Origin of the sequence: Pontibacter fetidus (genome assembly GCF_010119545.1) — a bacterium.
Taxonomy (GTDB): Bacteria; Bacteroidota; Bacteroidia; order Cytophagales; family Hymenobacteraceae; genus Pontibacter; species Pontibacter fetidus.
The window spans coordinates 121,884-137,735 of the sequence record NZ_JAAEAA010000012.1 but is presented as its reverse complement, the minus strand read 5'-3'; the positions used below and the strand labels follow the sequence as shown (position 1 = coordinate 137,735).

Below are 15,852 nucleotides of genomic sequence, written 5' to 3'. Positions count from 1 at the left end.
CGCCTGGCTTTTTAACTATAGAAAATGCGTGGTCAGATATGAATACAAAGAAGAAAATTTTAAAGCATTTATTTTGCTGGCATGCATGCTTATCCTCCTAAAACCATTTATGAGATAGCTTCTAGTAAAAAGTGCGATATCAGCCATGAAACTGATGGCTAAAAACAGGATTAAAGCAGGAGTACAGAAAGGCACGATTTAGTGCCGGAAACCGTAGAAAATGCTTACTCCGAACTGCGGAAATTTGTGCATTCATGTCCTTCAGTCAATAACCGGATATTTTGCGGTAAAACATGTATAGTCCGTATGCGGAAATAGCCCCATTTACCCCTTAAAACTATGCCGCGGAATTAACTAACTTGCGGAACTGAAAATGTGTGCGGAAAAGCGTGTAACTTTTTGTAACAGGCTTTCCGGCTACGGAAAAATGTTCCGCAACTAAACGTGATCCTACCTGTTGCGGAAAGTTCCGACGAACAATCTTTTTCGCCATCGGTTTCCGTCTGCGGAGTAATCAATTCTACGGGAATTCCGGGCACTACATTCAGATTATTTCTCCGCTAAATTACCGTTTTTGCTCCGGCTAAACTTGTGGTAGGTTTTGTAACTGTTTCCGTTGTACTTTTTTGTGAATTTGAACTGCACAATTATAAAGCCACATGAAAAGTGCAGAATACTTGTTTTTCAAGCTTTTTTGCGGAAACACGGAAACTGCTGTTTTTGCCAATTTTCCGTTGTTAAAAAATAGTTGTAACTCATTGTAATATCGTTAGTTGCGTCAGTTTATTACTGCTCATTTTAGCTGTTGCTCCGGAAGTGTGGTGCGGACAGTGATTTTACTTATTCCGCACGATCTTTCTGAAGATTATTGTTTCCGGCCTATTTCCGCATGTAAAAATACCTGCTCCGGTTGCTCATTTCGCATGTTTTCGGCAGCTTAAAAAGTGAGTGTAACTAATTGTGCGTACGTAACTTAGCTGTCCGCAAACTTTCCGCAAAGACGCTGATTTTAACAGCTCTTACGGAAACTACACGGTCTACTGCAAAACCCGCATCTCCGGCTCGTCTTTTCCGTTTCCGCAATCTGTAATAACACTTCTAATATCGCGCCTGCGAGCGCATGATGCGCCCGTACATGCGTGCACGCGAGATCCGTTTTCAAGTTTTTTGAAGTTAACACTTTGCTTACCTTACCTGCTGTTTCAACAACTGAACTGGCTTAAGAAAATATTTTATCCTGAAATAAAACAAATATTACAAAGTTGTTGTATAGTGTATTTTAAATATTACCTTTGGGTAAAATACAGTATTTAGATACCCAAGATGGAAGAGACAGCACTACCGGAAACAAGCACAGATGATTTTGCTTTGCAGCTGGACCTGCAGGAAATGGAGCAGCTACCCGAGCTGTATGAAAAGCTGCGCGAGCCAATTTTTTCGTTAAAGCAGACGGGTATAGCGCCTAAACTCTACGTGGACTGGAAGAAAGCCGGACTAGCCCCCAAAACCGAAGAGCAGGCCTGGACTAAGCTCAGTTTTCTGGAGTACCTGTGGCTCAAGATGGCCAAAGAACTGCGCGAATTGGGGCTGCCGCTGGCACGGGTAAAAGCCTTGCGGGATTACCTGATGAATGTACAGGAAATACCTGCTGATGCGCTTACGCCGGAAATGATCGCAAAGCTCCGAGAAGAGTTGATCAAATCGATGCCTGCTAAACAAGCTGAAGCACTGATCGAAGAATACCGCAATGGGCAGGTACAAGCGGCCCAGGCAAACTATGGCATTCAATTTTCGCTGCTCGAAACACTGGTGTATGCTGCCCTGTACCGCAAGCAGGAAGCCGGTATTCTGATCTTTCCGACAGGCGATCTGGTGCCGTGGCTGGATGAGATGCAGGGCATAGGACCAGAAGGGCAGGTGCTACTGTCAAGAACGCATGTGTTTTTATCTATTACCCAGCACCTGGCGGCTTTTATCCTGGATGCAGACAAAGCCGATTACATTCCGCGACTCTCGCTGCTAAGTGAAGAAGAGTTGCAGGTAGTGCGGGCTATCCGCAACAAAAGCTTCCGGCAGGTCACCATCACCTTTGATGAAAAGCGACAGATCACGTTGCGCACTACAACAGACGGTATGCTGGATGAACGAATATCAAAGCAACTGATCGAGACGCTGGCCCTGAAGAATTACCAGTCGGTGGAATTAGAAAACCGTGGGGGCTCTAAGCTACGCTTTACCAAAGAACACCGCCACCGGATTTAGTACTTAGTTAGTACCTTCTTATAGTAGCTTACTCTTACCAGGCGCTGATCTGGTAAGAGCCAAGGGTAGCGGTTACCCCGCACCCTAACGTAATAGCCCGCCTTGGTACCGGTCGCCCCGGACTTATGGCACTGGCAAACACAACAGTGAAAACCTTAACCCCAAAACCAAAACAGAAAACCCAAAGAAAAACCAGTAAACACAAACAAGCACAGCCAAAAGGCAAAGTAAGCGCTGCTAATGCTGTAGTACTTGACGAAACACCGGAACAGCTGAGCGCTTATGATAGCTACTATAAGCAGCTCTCAGAAGAAGTAGAAAGCATAGAGCGCCATGTACACGAGCTACGGCAGACACCAGGGCTGGAAGATTTAACTGAAGCAGAAGCGCAGGCACAGGTAGATTTTATGCTGCGCTTTTCAGCCTGGATTTTCAACCAGCACTTATCAGAACAGTGGATGGCAACTATAGAGGATGAAGATTTATTACCTAAATCAGCCAAAGTATCTAAAGTACAAAAGCCAAAAGGCAAGAGTAACAAAAAAGTAACAAAATCACTTTCCCGTTAACCCAGGTAGAACATGAAAAAGCAAACCACCGCAGCTGTGCTTGAAGTAACTAAAGCTGCACCTAAATCGAAGAAAGCAGCTAAAGTAGCTAATGCAACAACTTCAAAAGCTAAAGCTAAAACCAAGGCTGTCGAAAGTAAGACCACACCAGCTAAAAAACCTTTAACACTTCGGGCTGCAACAGGGAAAGGGAATGACCTAAGCATCTATGCCAGACCACTACAGAAAAGCAGCAAGAAAGCCGCGCCACGAGGCAAGGTAGCTATTATCTACACCCGTGTGTCGACTAAAGAGCAAGCCGAGACAAATCAAAGCTTATCTACCCAATTAGAGCGCTGTACGGCTTATGCGGAGCGCCACGGCTACCAAGTAGTAGGCAAGTTTGGCGGCACCTATGAAAGTGCCAAGTCTGACGAGCGCAAGGAATTTCAGAAAATGCTCGAGTTTGTAAAGAAAAGCAAACTGCGCGTAGGCTACATCATTGTCTACTCCCACGACCGCTTCTCCCGAACCGGTTCTTCAGCTATTGGCATTGTGGACGAGCTGAACCGCATGGGAATTGCTGTAGTCGCGGTAACCCAACCTGTAGACACCATGACAGCATCGGGTAAACTGCAGCAGGGTATTCAGTTCCTGTTTTCGCAGTTTGATAACGACCTACGCCGGGAAAAGTGTATGACAGGTATGGAAGCCCGCGTCAGACGTGGGTTATGGGTAGGCAAGGTGCCGATGGGCTATGATAAGGTCATTGTGGGTAAGGACATGGTCTTAAAGCCTAATAAGACAGGTAAACTAATTCGTCTGGCTTTTCAACTCAAAGCAGAACAAGGGCTGAGTAATACAGACATTCTCAAACGCCTGAAAGCGCAAGGCTTGGTATTATATAACCAGACTATCACAAAACTCTTTAAAAACCCCTTCTACTGTGGTTTGATCTCTCATGGATTACTGGAGGACGGCGAAGTAGTAGAAGGGCAGCACGAGCCGCTAATAACGCGCCAGATGTTCTTAAAAGTAAATGGTTTACAGGCGCAGAATGCGCATGGCTACACCCAGGTCAAAGAAGACGAAGAATTGCCTCTGCGTCATCATATCAAGTGTGGTAGCTGTAAGAAGCCTTTAACAGGCTATGAGATGAAGAAAAAGCAAATCCACTACTACAAGTGCAATACCATTGGCTGCAAGTTGAATAGAAATGCCAGTAAGCTGCATAACCTCTATGAAGGCTTTTTAGCTGAGCTGGAAGTAGATCCACGCTATTTGCCGAAGCTAGCTGAGATTATGGAAGAGACTTATTATAAGTTAACAGAAGAGAGTAGAAGTGAAGAAAAGCGCTTGAACACGCAGCACACCGAACTGAAAAAGAGATTAGACGTACTAGAGCGACGCTACGCTTTTGGTGAGATTGAGAAAGAAATGTTTGTCAGGTACAGTTCAGAACTAAAGGCAGAGCTGCTGGAAATAGAGCAGAATCTGGAAAAGTGCGCTGTAGGGTTATCGAACCCCAAAGAGTTCATTAAAATGGGTTTAGAAAAAGCGGTAACTATCTCACAAGCATGGAGTAAAGCAAATGTGCAGTCAAGAAAGCAGCTGCAAGCGATGATGTTTCCCGAAGGCGTGTATTTTGATCGTGAAATGGAAGGTTATCGAACCACAAGGGTAAATGGCTTTTTCGCCCTTTCCAGCCAGATACAGGGGTTTTTGGCTCAAAAAGAAAAAGGGAAAAGCGATCAAAATAATCACTTTTCCCTTTCAGTAGTCCGTAGGGGAATCGAACCCCTGTTGCCAGAATGAAAATCTGAAGTCCTAACCCCTAGACGAACGGACCGTGCAATTGCTGTATTGCGGTGCAAAGATAGGAGTCGTATTTTAAACTGCAAACAGGCTTGTCTAAATTTTTGCGTCTTATACTATAAGCAACTGCAAATCAGGCCTAAAAATTTAACATCACACTTACAAAAGGCTGATTAAGTTACAAAAACCAGAATTACTCGCTCTTTAAAGATACGACCGGGTTGGCTAAAGCAGCTTTTACAGCCTGGAAACTCATGGTGAGTAGTGCAATTAACAGTGTAGCAATGCCGGCCAGTATAAATGGGGTATAGGTAAGCGAAATACGGTAAGTAAAGTCCTGCAACCAGATATTTATCAGGTAATAAGCAATAGGTACAGCAAGCACAAAAGCCACCAATACCAGCTTTACAAACTCTTTAGAGAACAACACCGTGATGCTAAAGGTCGAAGCCCCTAAAACTTTGCGGATGCCTACTTCTTTGGTGCGTTGTGCAGCCATAAAAGCTACTAAACCATACAAACCAATGCAACCTATAAAAATGGCGATTAGGGAGAAAATTTTGAAAAGTGTATTTTGCCTTGCTTCATCCTGATAAAATTCTGCTATCGTATTATCCAGGTACTCATAGTTGAATACATAGTCCGGATAAACAGTTTCCCATACTTTCTCTAAATGCTGTAAGGCTTCTTTTTGCTGGGTCATGTCTATTTTGGCTGATAGTACACTATAGGCGTCCGGGTTTTTGGTCATGATGAGTGGTTCTATGGGCGATGCCAGGGATGCCTGGTGAAAATCTGACACTACGCCAACTATAGCTCCTGCATACTGTTTGTCGCCAAGTGCAAGGTATTTGCCTATAGCATCTTCCGGTGTTTTAAGCCCGAGTTTACGACGCATTGTATCGTTAATGACCATGTGGTGGATCGAGTCGCTTTCAGGGTAAGCTTTGCCAGCCAGAAACTTCATGTCGTACAAACTGAAGTAAAGTGGATCTACAAACTTTTTATGCGTCTGGAAATCGGCATCTTCAGCGGCATGGTTAAAATAGAAGTTACCATAGCTGATGTTGCCAGAGGTTGGGGCATCGGATGCAAAACTTACCTCCCGTATAGCAGGGTTATTTAGCAGTTCCTGGCGCAGAGGCTGAATTTTACGACCTGAGTCTCGTGGTAAATAAATGTTTACTACAGCTTCCTTGTCGTAGCCCAATGCTTTGTTACGGAAGAAATTCATCTGCTCATTTACTAGCAGGGTACAGATAATAAGCACCTGGCAAATGGTAAACTGCATTACTACCAGCACCTGACGTAGGGATACACCGCCCAAACGTTGAACGCTCATGCGGCTGCGCAATGCCGTAATAGGCTGGAAATCAGACAATACAAAAGCAGGATAAAATCCGGCAAAAAGCGTTACCAGTATTGTCTGAGCTACTAAAAACAACAACAATATTTTATCACTAAGCAAACTAAATGTGATCTGCAGGTCGAGGAGCGTATTTAAATAAGGTAGCGCCAGTTCCGTAAAAATAACTGAAAGGAATGTTGCACATAGCACGATCAAAAGGGTTTCGCACAGAAACTGAATGACTAGTTGAGAGCGGCTGCAGCCCATTACTTTTCGTACACCAACTTCTTTTGCACGCCTGATAGCCTGTGCTGTTGCAAGGTTTATAAAGTTGATACAAGCAGTAAGCAGCAAAACGATACCAACTATAGCCATTGCAATAATAAGTTCTTTAGCAATGGTTGTCTGGGCAAATGCACCAAAAAAGCTGGTATTGTAATGGATGTCTTTTAACGGCTGCAGCAGGTATTTAAGTGTGTGACCAGGGCTTTCGCGCTCTACATGTTCTTTTACAAACTGGTTAACCGATGCTTCGGCCGTGGTTACAGGTACATTTTCCGGCAGCACCACAAATGTCTGGTGATCGCTGGATAAGTTGCCCCAGTCTATTGGTAATGTTTTTCGGATAGTCTCATAAGAAACCAGCATTACAAACGGAAACTCGGTATTGCCGGGCATATCTGGCATCACAGAAACCACCTTTAGATTATACTGGTTATTATATTTAATTATTTTGCCAACCGCATTCTGGCCCGGAAAGTATTTATCGGCAAGCGATTGTGTAAGAACCACCACATTAGGCGCTGCAAATTGCGATCTGACATCTATAGGGCCGGTATTAAAATCAAAAACATCAAAAAAACTTGGCTCAACAAACCCAATGTTATCATCAACCAAAAATTTTTTACCGGTGCCAACAGTATTAGACGGAATATTGATCTGAACACCCACATCACCTTTTACCTGTGTAATAGTTTCGAAGCCTAAGTTGCCGTTGCTTTGCATATTAGCAGTTAGCGGAAAATGGGAAGCAGGGGTATTGAAATCATTTTCGGGGAAAGTAACAACTAATCTATAGATTCTGTCGGCTTTGGTGTGAAAGCTATCATAACTGAGTTGGTACTGAATAACCAGGAAAAGCAGGATGCTGCAGGTAATGCCCAGCGCCAGGCCGGCAATGTTCAGGATGCTGTAACTCTTGTTACGAAGCAGCGAGCGGAAGGCGGTAAGGAAGTAGATCTTAAACATAGTTTTATAGTTTGAGTGCAGAGTTGGTTGTTTCAGTTTTGGATTAGCATAGATTTACTGGATGAGACTATGCCAAGTGCTATGCCAAAACTATAAAAGCCGCTATATGCTTAATTTGTCAAACTATAGGTAAGCTCACTGTCCATTGCCGGACACTATTTGTCCATGCGTGGACAGCAGGTACTATTTTTTCCGGTTAATTTCACATAAATTACATAAGTATAAGCCTGGCACAATATTTTACTGTGCACTTTAAAGTATAAACTATAACTATGGAAAATAACCTGGGCCGCATCCTGGTAATCGATGACAACGAGGATGTGCTATTCTCTGCAAAAATGCTGCTGCGCAAATATGCCCGAGAAGTAGTGATGGAAAAGAACCCGAAAAAGATCCCATTCCTGCTCACCAACGAAGAGTTTGATCTTATACTGCTGGACATGAACTATAGCCAGGATATTACCAGCGGGCAGGAAGGTTTTTACTGGTTGCAGGAGATACTGAAATACGACCCCTCGGCAGTGGTTATAATGATAACGGCTTTTGGCGATGTGGAAATGGCTGTGCGCGCTGTAAAAGAAGGCGCCACCGATTTTGTACTAAAGCCCTGGCAGAATGAGAAACTGATCGCTACGTTATCAGCTGCATCCAAACTGCGCAACTCTTACAAAGAAGTTACCCAGCTAAAAGAAGTAAACCGCACCCTTACAGCCGAGCTCAATACCTCTCCGGACATAATTATGGGTAATAGCACTGCCATGCAGCAATTGTTTTCGATTATAGACAAAGTTGCCCGAACCGATGCTGATATTTTGCTGCTAGGCGAGAACGGAACCGGAAAAGAAGTAATTGCCAGAACCATACATCAGCGCTCGGCGCGGGCCGACAAAGTTTTTGTAACCGTAGATATGGGAGCCGTAACGGAGTCGTTGTTTGAGAGTGAGTTGTTTGGCCACAAAAAAGGCGCGTTTACTGATGCCCGCGAAGACAGGATAGGTAGGATAGAGGCTGCCAACGGAGGTACCTTATTTTTAGATGAAATTGGTAACCTGAGCCTGGCTATGCAAGCCAAATTACTGACTGTGCTGCAACGGCGTGAAGTGATACGGGTGGGAACAAATAAACCTATACCAGTAAATATCCGGTTGATTTGTGCTACAAATATGCCACTGAAAGAAATGGTACAACGCAACGAGTTCCGTCAGGACTTGCTGTACCGCATTAACACTGTAGAGCTTAACCTGCCGCCGCTGCGTAACCGCCTCGATGATATTCCGATATTTGCAGAACACTTTTTAGGCATGTATGCCCGCAAGTATAAACAACCCTTAAAGCGCTTAGCCGAGAGCGGACTGACTAGGCTGCGCCGCTATGGTTGGCCGGGCAATGTGCGCGAACTGCAGCATGTTTTAGAACGTGCCTCTATTATGAGTGATAACCGTGAGTTACAGGCTGATGATTTTTTCTTTTTAGCTGAATCGGAAGTTTCGCAAACTATAGCAACGCCTGATACCAACAACTCCCGGAGCCTGGATGAACTGGAGCGTGAAGCTGTGCAGCGGGCCCTGGATAAACATGATGGCAACATCTCAAAAGCTGCCAAAGAACTGGGCTTATCGCGGGGGGCGCTGTACCGAAGACTGGAGAAATATGAGCTTTAGAAACTATAGGCTACAGTTGTTGTTGCGCATCGTGTTGCTGGGTGCGTCTATTTATGCGTTGGCTATAGTTGGGCCCGGCCAATATTACCGGGGCACATTTCTGGGCTTGCTCGTTTTTATAGTGTTACAGATCATCCTGCTGGTTTATTTCCACGAGCGCACCAACCGCCAGTTTCTTCGTTTCCTGAACTCGATTAAATACGACGACTTTACAGAGAATTTCCATGTGACCGGCGAAGGAAAAGTGCAGAACCAACTGGCCCTTGGGCTAAACGATGTTGTGAAGAAATTTAGAGAGGTGCGGGCCGAAAAAGAAGCACACCTCCATTATTTTGAAGTGATCGTGCAGCACATCGGCATTGGTATTATTACTTACAAGCCAACCGGCGAAATTCTGATGCTGAACAATGCAGCCAAAAAACTGGTACACCTGGCGCAAGCCCAAACTATAGCCGACCTGCAAAAAGTAAGTCCGGAGCTTGTGCTAGGCCTGCAGCAACTGGAGAGTGGCGAGAAAATGCTGGTACCAGTCCGGCAATCGGGGGAGCAGGCCAACCTTACGGTACATGTCATGGAACTTTCGCTGCTCGGCGATAAGGTCAGGCTGGCATCTATCCAGAACATACAGCGGGAACTGGAAGAAAAAGAGATGGAGGCCTGGCATAACCTGATAAAAGTGCTTACGCATGAGATTATGAACTCTGTAACACCAATTGCATCGCTCTCTGCGAGCGCATCCGAAGAAGTGAGCAGCTACACCGACACCGACGCCGAGGAAGTAACTATACTGCGGGAAGAACTGGACGATGTACGCAAATGCCTGCAAACGATAAGCCGCCGCTCTGACAGCCTGATCCGGTTTGTGAACGACTTCCGTAACCTGACATCCATCTCTGTTCCGCAGAAAAGTGTATTTAAAGTAGGGGAGCTGCTGCACGAAATTAAAATGCTGATGCGGGAACAACTGGCATCGCAAAAAGTGCGCTTAACCGTCGAGATTCCGGCTGAAGACATTTTGCTTTCTGCCGACCGTACCCTGATAGAACAGGTAATGATAAACCTGGTGAAAAATGCGGTGGAAGCCGTACATGAAAATGAGAACGCAACTATAACTTTGCAGGCCTACCTGGATGAAAGAAGCCGTGCCAGGCTGGTGGTAAAGGATAACGGGCACGGGATGACCGAAGAGGCGATGCAAAAGATATTTATTCCCTTTTATACCACCAAAAAAACCGGATCCGGTATTGGTTTAAGCCTGTCGCGCCAGATCATGCGTTTGCACCAGGGTAACATTGCTGTTAATTCTAAATTAGGTGAGGGTACCGCTTTTATGTTGAGTTTTTAGAGTACCTGTAGTTTGAGTTTTGTAGTATGAGTATGCCGCTTGCAACGTTCAAACTATAGCCTAACTATAAATTAGCTCATCTGCGTATAGTAGTATAAAGCACCACCACCATGAGCAAAGTTGTAACAGTTAGCGCCGAGCAGCCCAACGGTTTAGTGGCCAACATACAAATGGGAGAGCAGCGGTTTACTATTGATGAAAGCGGCCTGGAGAAAGGTATTGATACGGGGCCTACACCGTATGATTACATTTTAAGTGCGCTTGGGTCTTGCACGGTTATTACCCTGCACATGTATGCGCAGCGCAAGCAATGGCCCTTGCAAAAAGCTGAAGTATCACTAACCCACGAGCGCATTTATGCTACAGATTGCGCACAATGCGACGACCAGGCGGCCAAAATATCCCGAATCATTAAAAAACTGAAACTGATAGGTGAGCTTACACCGGAGCAGCGCCTGCGCCTGGAGATCATTGCCTCTAAATGCCCGGTTCAGAAAACCTTGCAGGCCGGTATCGTTATACAAACAGAACTGCTGCCTGCTTAAAACTATAGTTTGCATCTGCTCCCGATTTCGGTATATTCGTAGAGTATAACCAGCGTGTCAGCAACTATAGTGTTGTTGCAATTCTTACTATGTTCAAAAAAATCATTCCCCTTTTTGTGCTTGCTTTTACGTTGCTGAGTGCTTGTGTTCCCTTGGAGGAGCAGGCACAAAGCAGTAGTACCAGTCAGCAAAGCCAGCTCCGTTACGAAGACTATATCTATAACCCAGGTATAAAATCGGTGCAGTTTTACCAGGCGACCGGCGTACCCGAAGAAGTGCTGGAACCGGCTGTAACATCATTGCAACAAGGGCAACCCATCATACTGGAGTTCGACAGGCTGAATGCCGGACCACAGCGCCTGGTAGCAAAACTGATACACTGCAACTATAACTGGACACCCTCTAACCTCACCGAAACGCAGTACCTGAACGACTTTAACGAATACTTTATAACAGATGTACAGAGCTCAGTGAACACGCGTGTGCCCTATGTGCATTATCGTTTTAGGGTGCCTAAAGTAAAAATGAGCGGTAACTATGTGCTGGAAGTGCGTGAAGAAGGGGGCAACCTGCTGCTGTCTCGCCGCATGCTGGTTTACCAGAACCTGACTACCGTTACAGCAAAGCTAGGCCTGCCGGCTGGTCCGTCGGGGAGGCAAACACGGCAGCCCGTAGAGTTTAATGTGTTTTACCAGGACTATGAACTGGTGAACCCTGCCATGGAAGTAAAGGCTGTTCTGCGCCAGAACCATCGCTGGGACAATGCTAAAACTATAGCTTCGCCAACCTTTGTGCGCGACCACCTGAAACGCCTTGAATATGTGTTTTTTGAGCCTAAAGATAATTTCCTTGGCCTGGCAGAGTACCGGCCTTTCGATACCCGAAGCGTGCGTTATAATGGCATTGGCGTGAGTGATGTAAACGTACAGGCTAACCCGATAGAAGTATTTCTGCAGATTGATAAGAACCGATCTGGCGATGTATATAGCCAGGAACCTGACATTAATGGCAAGATGCTATTTAACAACCGCGAGTACGGCAACGGCGACGTGAACAGCGACTATACCTGGGTAGATTTTGAACTTAAAGCTTCTGAAGATCAGACCGGCGAAGTGTACTTGCTGGGTGCATTAACTGACTGGAAAATTAGACCGGAAAGTCGTATGAAGTATAGCCCAGAGCGTCAGGCTTACAATGGCAGGTTACTTTTAAAGCAAGGCTATTATAACTACCAATACGTGCTGCAGCAAAACCAAACGATAGACTATAGTTACTACGAAGGCAGCCACTTCCAAACCGAGAACACCTACGATATCCTGATCTACTACCGCCCACCCGGCTCCAGAGCTGATTTGTTGATTGGTTATGAAGAAATTTTGTTTAATAGAAGGAGGTAGTGATTTTAGCATATTACACTTACGTACATAATGCAGATAAGCGTATGTTGTCGTTTATGCTATAGTTAGAAAATATTTAATATAAAATCTTTCTTTAAAGTTACCATTATGGTAACTTTTTTGTTTATTTTTGAGTTTTATAATAAAAAGTGAGAGTAATAGCAAAACGGACACTGCGGGATTTTTGGGAAAAGCATGCTGATAGTGAGCAACAGCTAAAAGCCTGGTATAACGAGGCAGAGCAGGCGAATTGGACATCCCCGAACGACATAAAGAAAGATTACCCTTCAGCAAGCCTACTGGAGGACAACGGAATGGTCTTCAACTTCAAAGGCAATAATTATAGGTTAATCGTCAGAATCAACTACAAGTATGGCATTGTTTGGATAAGGTTCATCGGAACGCATGCCGAATATGACAAGGTTGATGCTACTAAAGTTTAAAGAACAAGAAATGAATATTAAGCTAATAAAAACAGAAGAAGATTATCAATTGGCCTTGCAAAGGCTGGAGGAAATATTCGACGCGGAGCCTGACACTCAAGACGGCGATGAACTGGAGGTGCTTTCGTTCCTGATTGACTCCTATGAAAAGGAACACTTTCCGATTGAAGCACCAGACCCGATTGAAGCAGTAAAATTCAGAATGGAGCAACTCGGAATTAAGCAGAAGGATTTAGCCCAAGTGCTGGGTTTCAAGAGTAGAGTAAGCGAGGTATTGAATAGAAAAAGAAAGCTCACGCTGGAAATGATAAGGAGTCTGCATAAGACCTTGAATATCCCTACAAACGTGCTTATTCAGGAATACTAAAAGAAGAACACTTTTTTAACACTGTATATACAAAATATACAAACCCCTTGCTCTGCTGCGGGCTAAGTATATACTAACCGTTAATTTACATTATCTTATAATGTCAAGCATTCAGAAAGCCTATAACAGTTGGGCATTTCAGTACGACACCAACCAAAATAAAACACGCGATCTGGAAGGCATTGCTTTGCGAACTATACTTTCAACTATAGATTTTGAGCGTGTACTGGAAATTGGTTGCGGAACCGGTAAGAATACTATCTGGCTTCAGGAAAAGGCGCAACACGTAACAGCGGTAGATTTTTCGGAAGAGATGCTGGCGAAAGCGAGGGAGAAAATTGCTTCAGATAAAGTCCAGTTTAAGCAAGCTGATATTACTAAAGAATGGTCTTTTGCAGATGGGAAGTATAACCTGGTAACGTTTAGCCTGGTGTTGGAGCACATTGAGAACCTGGATCACATTTTCAGGAAGGCCGCGAATGCCTTAGTTAAAGGTGGTTACGCCTACATCGGTGAACTGCATCCATTCAAACAATACTCCGGCAGCAAAGCCCGCTTCGATACTGATGAAGGCCGCGAAGTGCTGGAATGTTACACGCATCCTATTTCAGAGTTCACGCAAGGAGCCAAACAACATGGTTTTATAGTTTCCGATATCAACGAATACTTCGATGACAACGATCGCACCCAAATACCAAGAATCCTGACGATACTCCTGCAAAAAGTATAAACAAAAAGGGCAGCCGTTAAGCTGCCCTTTTCTATATCTTAAAAGTATAAATTACACGTTGAAACGGAAGTGCATGATGTCACCATCCTGTACCACGTAGTCTTTACCTTCTACAGCCATTTTACCGGCTTCTTTAATCTTAGCTTCAGTTTTATATTCCTGGTAATCCTTCAGTTTAATTACCTCGGCACGGATAAAGCCTTTTTCAAAATCTGTGTGAATTACACCAGCAGCTTGCGGCGCTTTCCAGCCTTTACCAATCGTCCAGGCGCGAACTTCTTTAACACCAGCCGTAAAGTATGTAATCAGGTTAAGTAAGCTGTAAGATGCTTTTATCAACTTGCTCAAACCAGACTCTTTCAGGTTATACTCTGCCAGGAACATTTCCTTTTCTTCCTCGTCAGTCAGCTCAGCAATTTGCGCTTCAATAGAAGCAGAAATCAGAACAACCTGTGCATTTTCAGCCTTCACGTGCTCTTCCAGTGCCTGCGAGAACTTGTTGCCTGTGTTTACAGATTCCTCGTCCACGTTTGCGGCATACACTACCGGTTTCGCAGTAAGCAGGTTTAAGTCGCTTACTGTTTCTTTATCTTCGTCGGTTGCATCTAAACTTCGGGCGTTAAAGCCTTGCTCCAGGTGTGCTTTATACTTCTCAAGAGTCGCCAGTTCTTTCTTCGCTTTTGCATCGCCGGCTTTGGCAGAACGCTGCACTTTCAGCATCATTTTCTCTATTGACTCAAGATCCTTAAGCTGCAGCTCGGTATCTATAATTTCTTTGTCAGAGATAGGATCAACTTTACCGGCAACGTGCACAATGTTAGGGTCTTCGAAGCAACGCACTACGTGAATGATAGCATCTACTTCACGGATGTTTGCCAGGAACTTGTTGCCCAGACCTTCACCTTTGCTTGCACCTTTTACAAGCCCGGCAATGTCAACAAACTCGATTACGGTTGGCAACACACGCTCCGGGTGCACCAGTTCTTCCAGTATCTGCAGACGATCATCGGGCACCGTAATTACACCCACGTTTGGCTCAATGGTACAGAAAGGGTAGTTGGCAGATTCTGCCTTGGCGTTAGAAATAGCGTTAAATAAAGTTGACTTACCTACGTTTGGCAAGCCCACGATGCCGCATCTTAATCCCATGTATCTTTAGTAGTTAATTTCAGGGGGCAAAGATAAGATTTTTTATGGATTGGTTTATAGTTGGTTTTTCTCATTTATCATTTCAAGTGATGTGAGAACTCAGACTCAGCAGTTATAAGACCTAACCGTGTGCGCAGCTCCTGCTTGTGTCTAGGCCATAGCTGGTAATTTGTCATTACGAGCAAAGCTGAGGAATCTTATGTGTCCTATAGTTTAAGCCTGTACTTCTTAGCCAAAAGCTATCCTTTCAAACTACTTTTATTCCTGGGAGCTTTACTCGCCTATAGTTCTATAGTTGGCTTGGCTCCCTCACGGCCGGGAGGCCCCGTCTTTGGGCATCGCGCTGCTGCCTTCTTGCTATCCTCGTGCCTCGGATTGGCTCACGCCACCGCAACAAGTCAAAGGCGCTCAACCCAAAGACTGCGATCTTACTCATAGCTATAGTTCTTTTATAGTTTGAACTGTCAGCTTCGACATTTATCGTGGTTATAATTCCGTAGGGACAGGTCGCGACCTGTCCGCTTCAAAGGCTGTAACTATAGCACTATAGTTTGTGGAATAGCATCAGCAAAAATTCCCCGCCTTAGACAAAGAGGGGTTAGGGGTGGTTGGACTGCTATAAAAGTATAGCATCAGCTATTACAAGTCTTGTCCCTTCCGGGCCAGTTGAGTCAGGAGACTCAACATCATAGTTAGTCACGAGTCAGGAGACTCGCGCCAGCTATATTTGTAATCACAGCAACTATAAAACTATAACCGCAACTATAGCAACAGCCAGAATAGCTCCGCGCCTTGGACTACCGAGAACAAGAGTTTTAAGGTAGCGAGCGCAGCTTTGGGTAGCCCGAGTGGTTGGACAAACAGTAGCGATGGAACGATATTAACAATTATAGCAAAACCCCAATCCTGAGAATCATTTAATTCTAGAAATCCTGATTCAGATATATAAACAAAAAAGCCTGTAGCATAAACTACAGGCTCTGTTTTATAGTTA

The 15,852-nt window shown here is 44.6% G+C and carries 13 protein-coding genes and 1 tRNA gene; 10 read left to right on the top strand and 4 right to left on the bottom strand.

The annotated features are described in order from the left end of the window. The first annotated feature begins 1,323 nt into the window (after positions 1–1,323). Together GWO68_RS10960 and GWO68_RS10955 are read left to right on the top strand one after the other, a co-directional pair. On the top strand, positions 1,324–2,262 hold the full coding sequence (locus GWO68_RS10960; protein WP_162346484.1) for a hypothetical protein: 939 nt from the start codon (positions 1,324–1,326) through the stop codon (positions 2,260–2,262). A 146-nt stretch (positions 2,263–2,408) separates the two neighbouring features. After that, positions 2,409–2,831, top strand: coding sequence for a hypothetical protein (locus GWO68_RS10955; protein WP_162346483.1), 423 nt, complete (start codon positions 2,409–2,411; stop codon positions 2,829–2,831). Here the strand turns inward: GWO68_RS10955 and GWO68_RS10950 are convergent. Further along, positions 2,828–3,037 carry a hypothetical protein gene (locus GWO68_RS10950; RefSeq protein ID WP_162346482.1) on the bottom strand — a complete coding sequence of 70 codons (210 nt, stop codon included), beginning with the start codon at positions 3,035–3,037 and terminating at the stop codon, positions 2,828–2,830. The genes GWO68_RS10955 and GWO68_RS10950 overlap by 4 nt on opposite strands. On the opposite strand from GWO68_RS10950, the gene GWO68_RS18050 reads away from it, so the two are divergent. Beyond that, the gene (locus GWO68_RS18050; RefSeq protein ID WP_394367162.1) at positions 3,036–4,625 is read left to right on the top strand and encodes a recombinase family protein; all 1,590 of its coding nucleotides are present in this window, start codon (positions 3,036–3,038) and stop codon (positions 4,623–4,625) included. The genes GWO68_RS10950 and GWO68_RS18050 overlap by 2 nt on opposite strands. Here the strand turns inward: GWO68_RS18050 and GWO68_RS10940 are convergent. Together GWO68_RS10940 and GWO68_RS10935 are read right to left on the bottom strand one after the other, a co-directional pair. Beyond that, positions 4,588–4,659, bottom strand: a tRNA-Glu gene (locus GWO68_RS10940). The two genes, GWO68_RS18050 and GWO68_RS10940, sit on opposite strands and share 38 nt — an antisense overlap. A gap of 159 nt (positions 4,660–4,818) precedes the next feature. Beyond that, positions 4,819–7,221, bottom strand: a complete 2,403-nt coding sequence (locus GWO68_RS10935) for an ABC transporter permease (RefSeq protein ID WP_162346481.1) — start codon at positions 7,219–7,221, stop codon at positions 4,819–4,821. A 272-nt stretch (positions 7,222–7,493) separates the two neighbouring features. On the opposite strand from GWO68_RS10935, the gene GWO68_RS10930 reads away from it, so the two are divergent. The 7 genes from GWO68_RS10930 (at position 7,494) to GWO68_RS10900 (ending at position 13,709) form a co-directional block, all read left to right on the top strand. Then, positions 7,494–8,882 carry a sigma-54-dependent transcriptional regulator gene (locus tag GWO68_RS10930; protein ID WP_162346480.1) on the top strand — a complete coding sequence of 463 codons (1,389 nt, stop codon included), beginning with the start codon at positions 7,494–7,496 and terminating at the stop codon, positions 8,880–8,882. Continuing rightward, positions 8,797–10,227: a sensor histidine kinase gene (locus tag GWO68_RS10925; protein ID WP_235942025.1), complete on the top strand. Its 1,431-nt coding sequence runs from the start codon at positions 8,797–8,799 to the stop codon at positions 10,225–10,227. Before GWO68_RS10930 ends, GWO68_RS10925 begins: the two co-directional genes overlap by 86 nt. A gap of 110 nt (positions 10,228–10,337) precedes the next feature. Then, on the top strand, positions 10,338–10,772 hold the full coding sequence (locus GWO68_RS10920; RefSeq protein WP_162346479.1) for an OsmC family protein: 435 nt from the start codon (positions 10,338–10,340) through the stop codon (positions 10,770–10,772). An 89-nt stretch (positions 10,773–10,861) separates the two neighbouring features. Beyond that, positions 10,862–12,169, top strand: a complete 1,308-nt coding sequence (locus GWO68_RS10915; RefSeq protein WP_162346478.1) for a type IX secretion system plug protein — start codon at positions 10,862–10,864, stop codon at positions 12,167–12,169. Positions 12,170–12,318: 149 nt separating this feature from the next. Then, complete coding sequence (locus GWO68_RS10910; RefSeq protein WP_162346477.1) at positions 12,319–12,612, top strand: type II toxin-antitoxin system HigB family toxin; 294 nt, start codon at positions 12,319–12,321, stop codon at positions 12,610–12,612. A 10-nt stretch (positions 12,613–12,622) separates the two neighbouring features. Next, positions 12,623–12,979 (top strand): helix-turn-helix domain-containing protein, encoded by a 357-nt coding sequence (locus GWO68_RS10905; RefSeq protein WP_076423330.1) that lies wholly within the window; start codon positions 12,623–12,625, stop codon positions 12,977–12,979. A gap of 100 nt (positions 12,980–13,079) precedes the next feature. After that, a complete protein-coding gene (locus GWO68_RS10900) occupies positions 13,080–13,709 on the top strand; it encodes a class I SAM-dependent methyltransferase (RefSeq protein WP_162346476.1) in 630 nt (209 codons plus the stop codon). 51 nt (positions 13,710–13,760) lie between these two features. Here the strand turns inward: GWO68_RS10900 and ychF are convergent, their stop codons facing one another. Then, on the bottom strand, positions 13,761–14,858 hold the full coding sequence (ychF, locus tag GWO68_RS10895) for a redox-regulated ATPase YchF (RefSeq protein WP_162346475.1): 1,098 nt from the start codon (positions 14,856–14,858) through the stop codon (positions 13,761–13,763). Between the last annotated feature and the right edge of the window lie 994 nt (positions 14,859–15,852).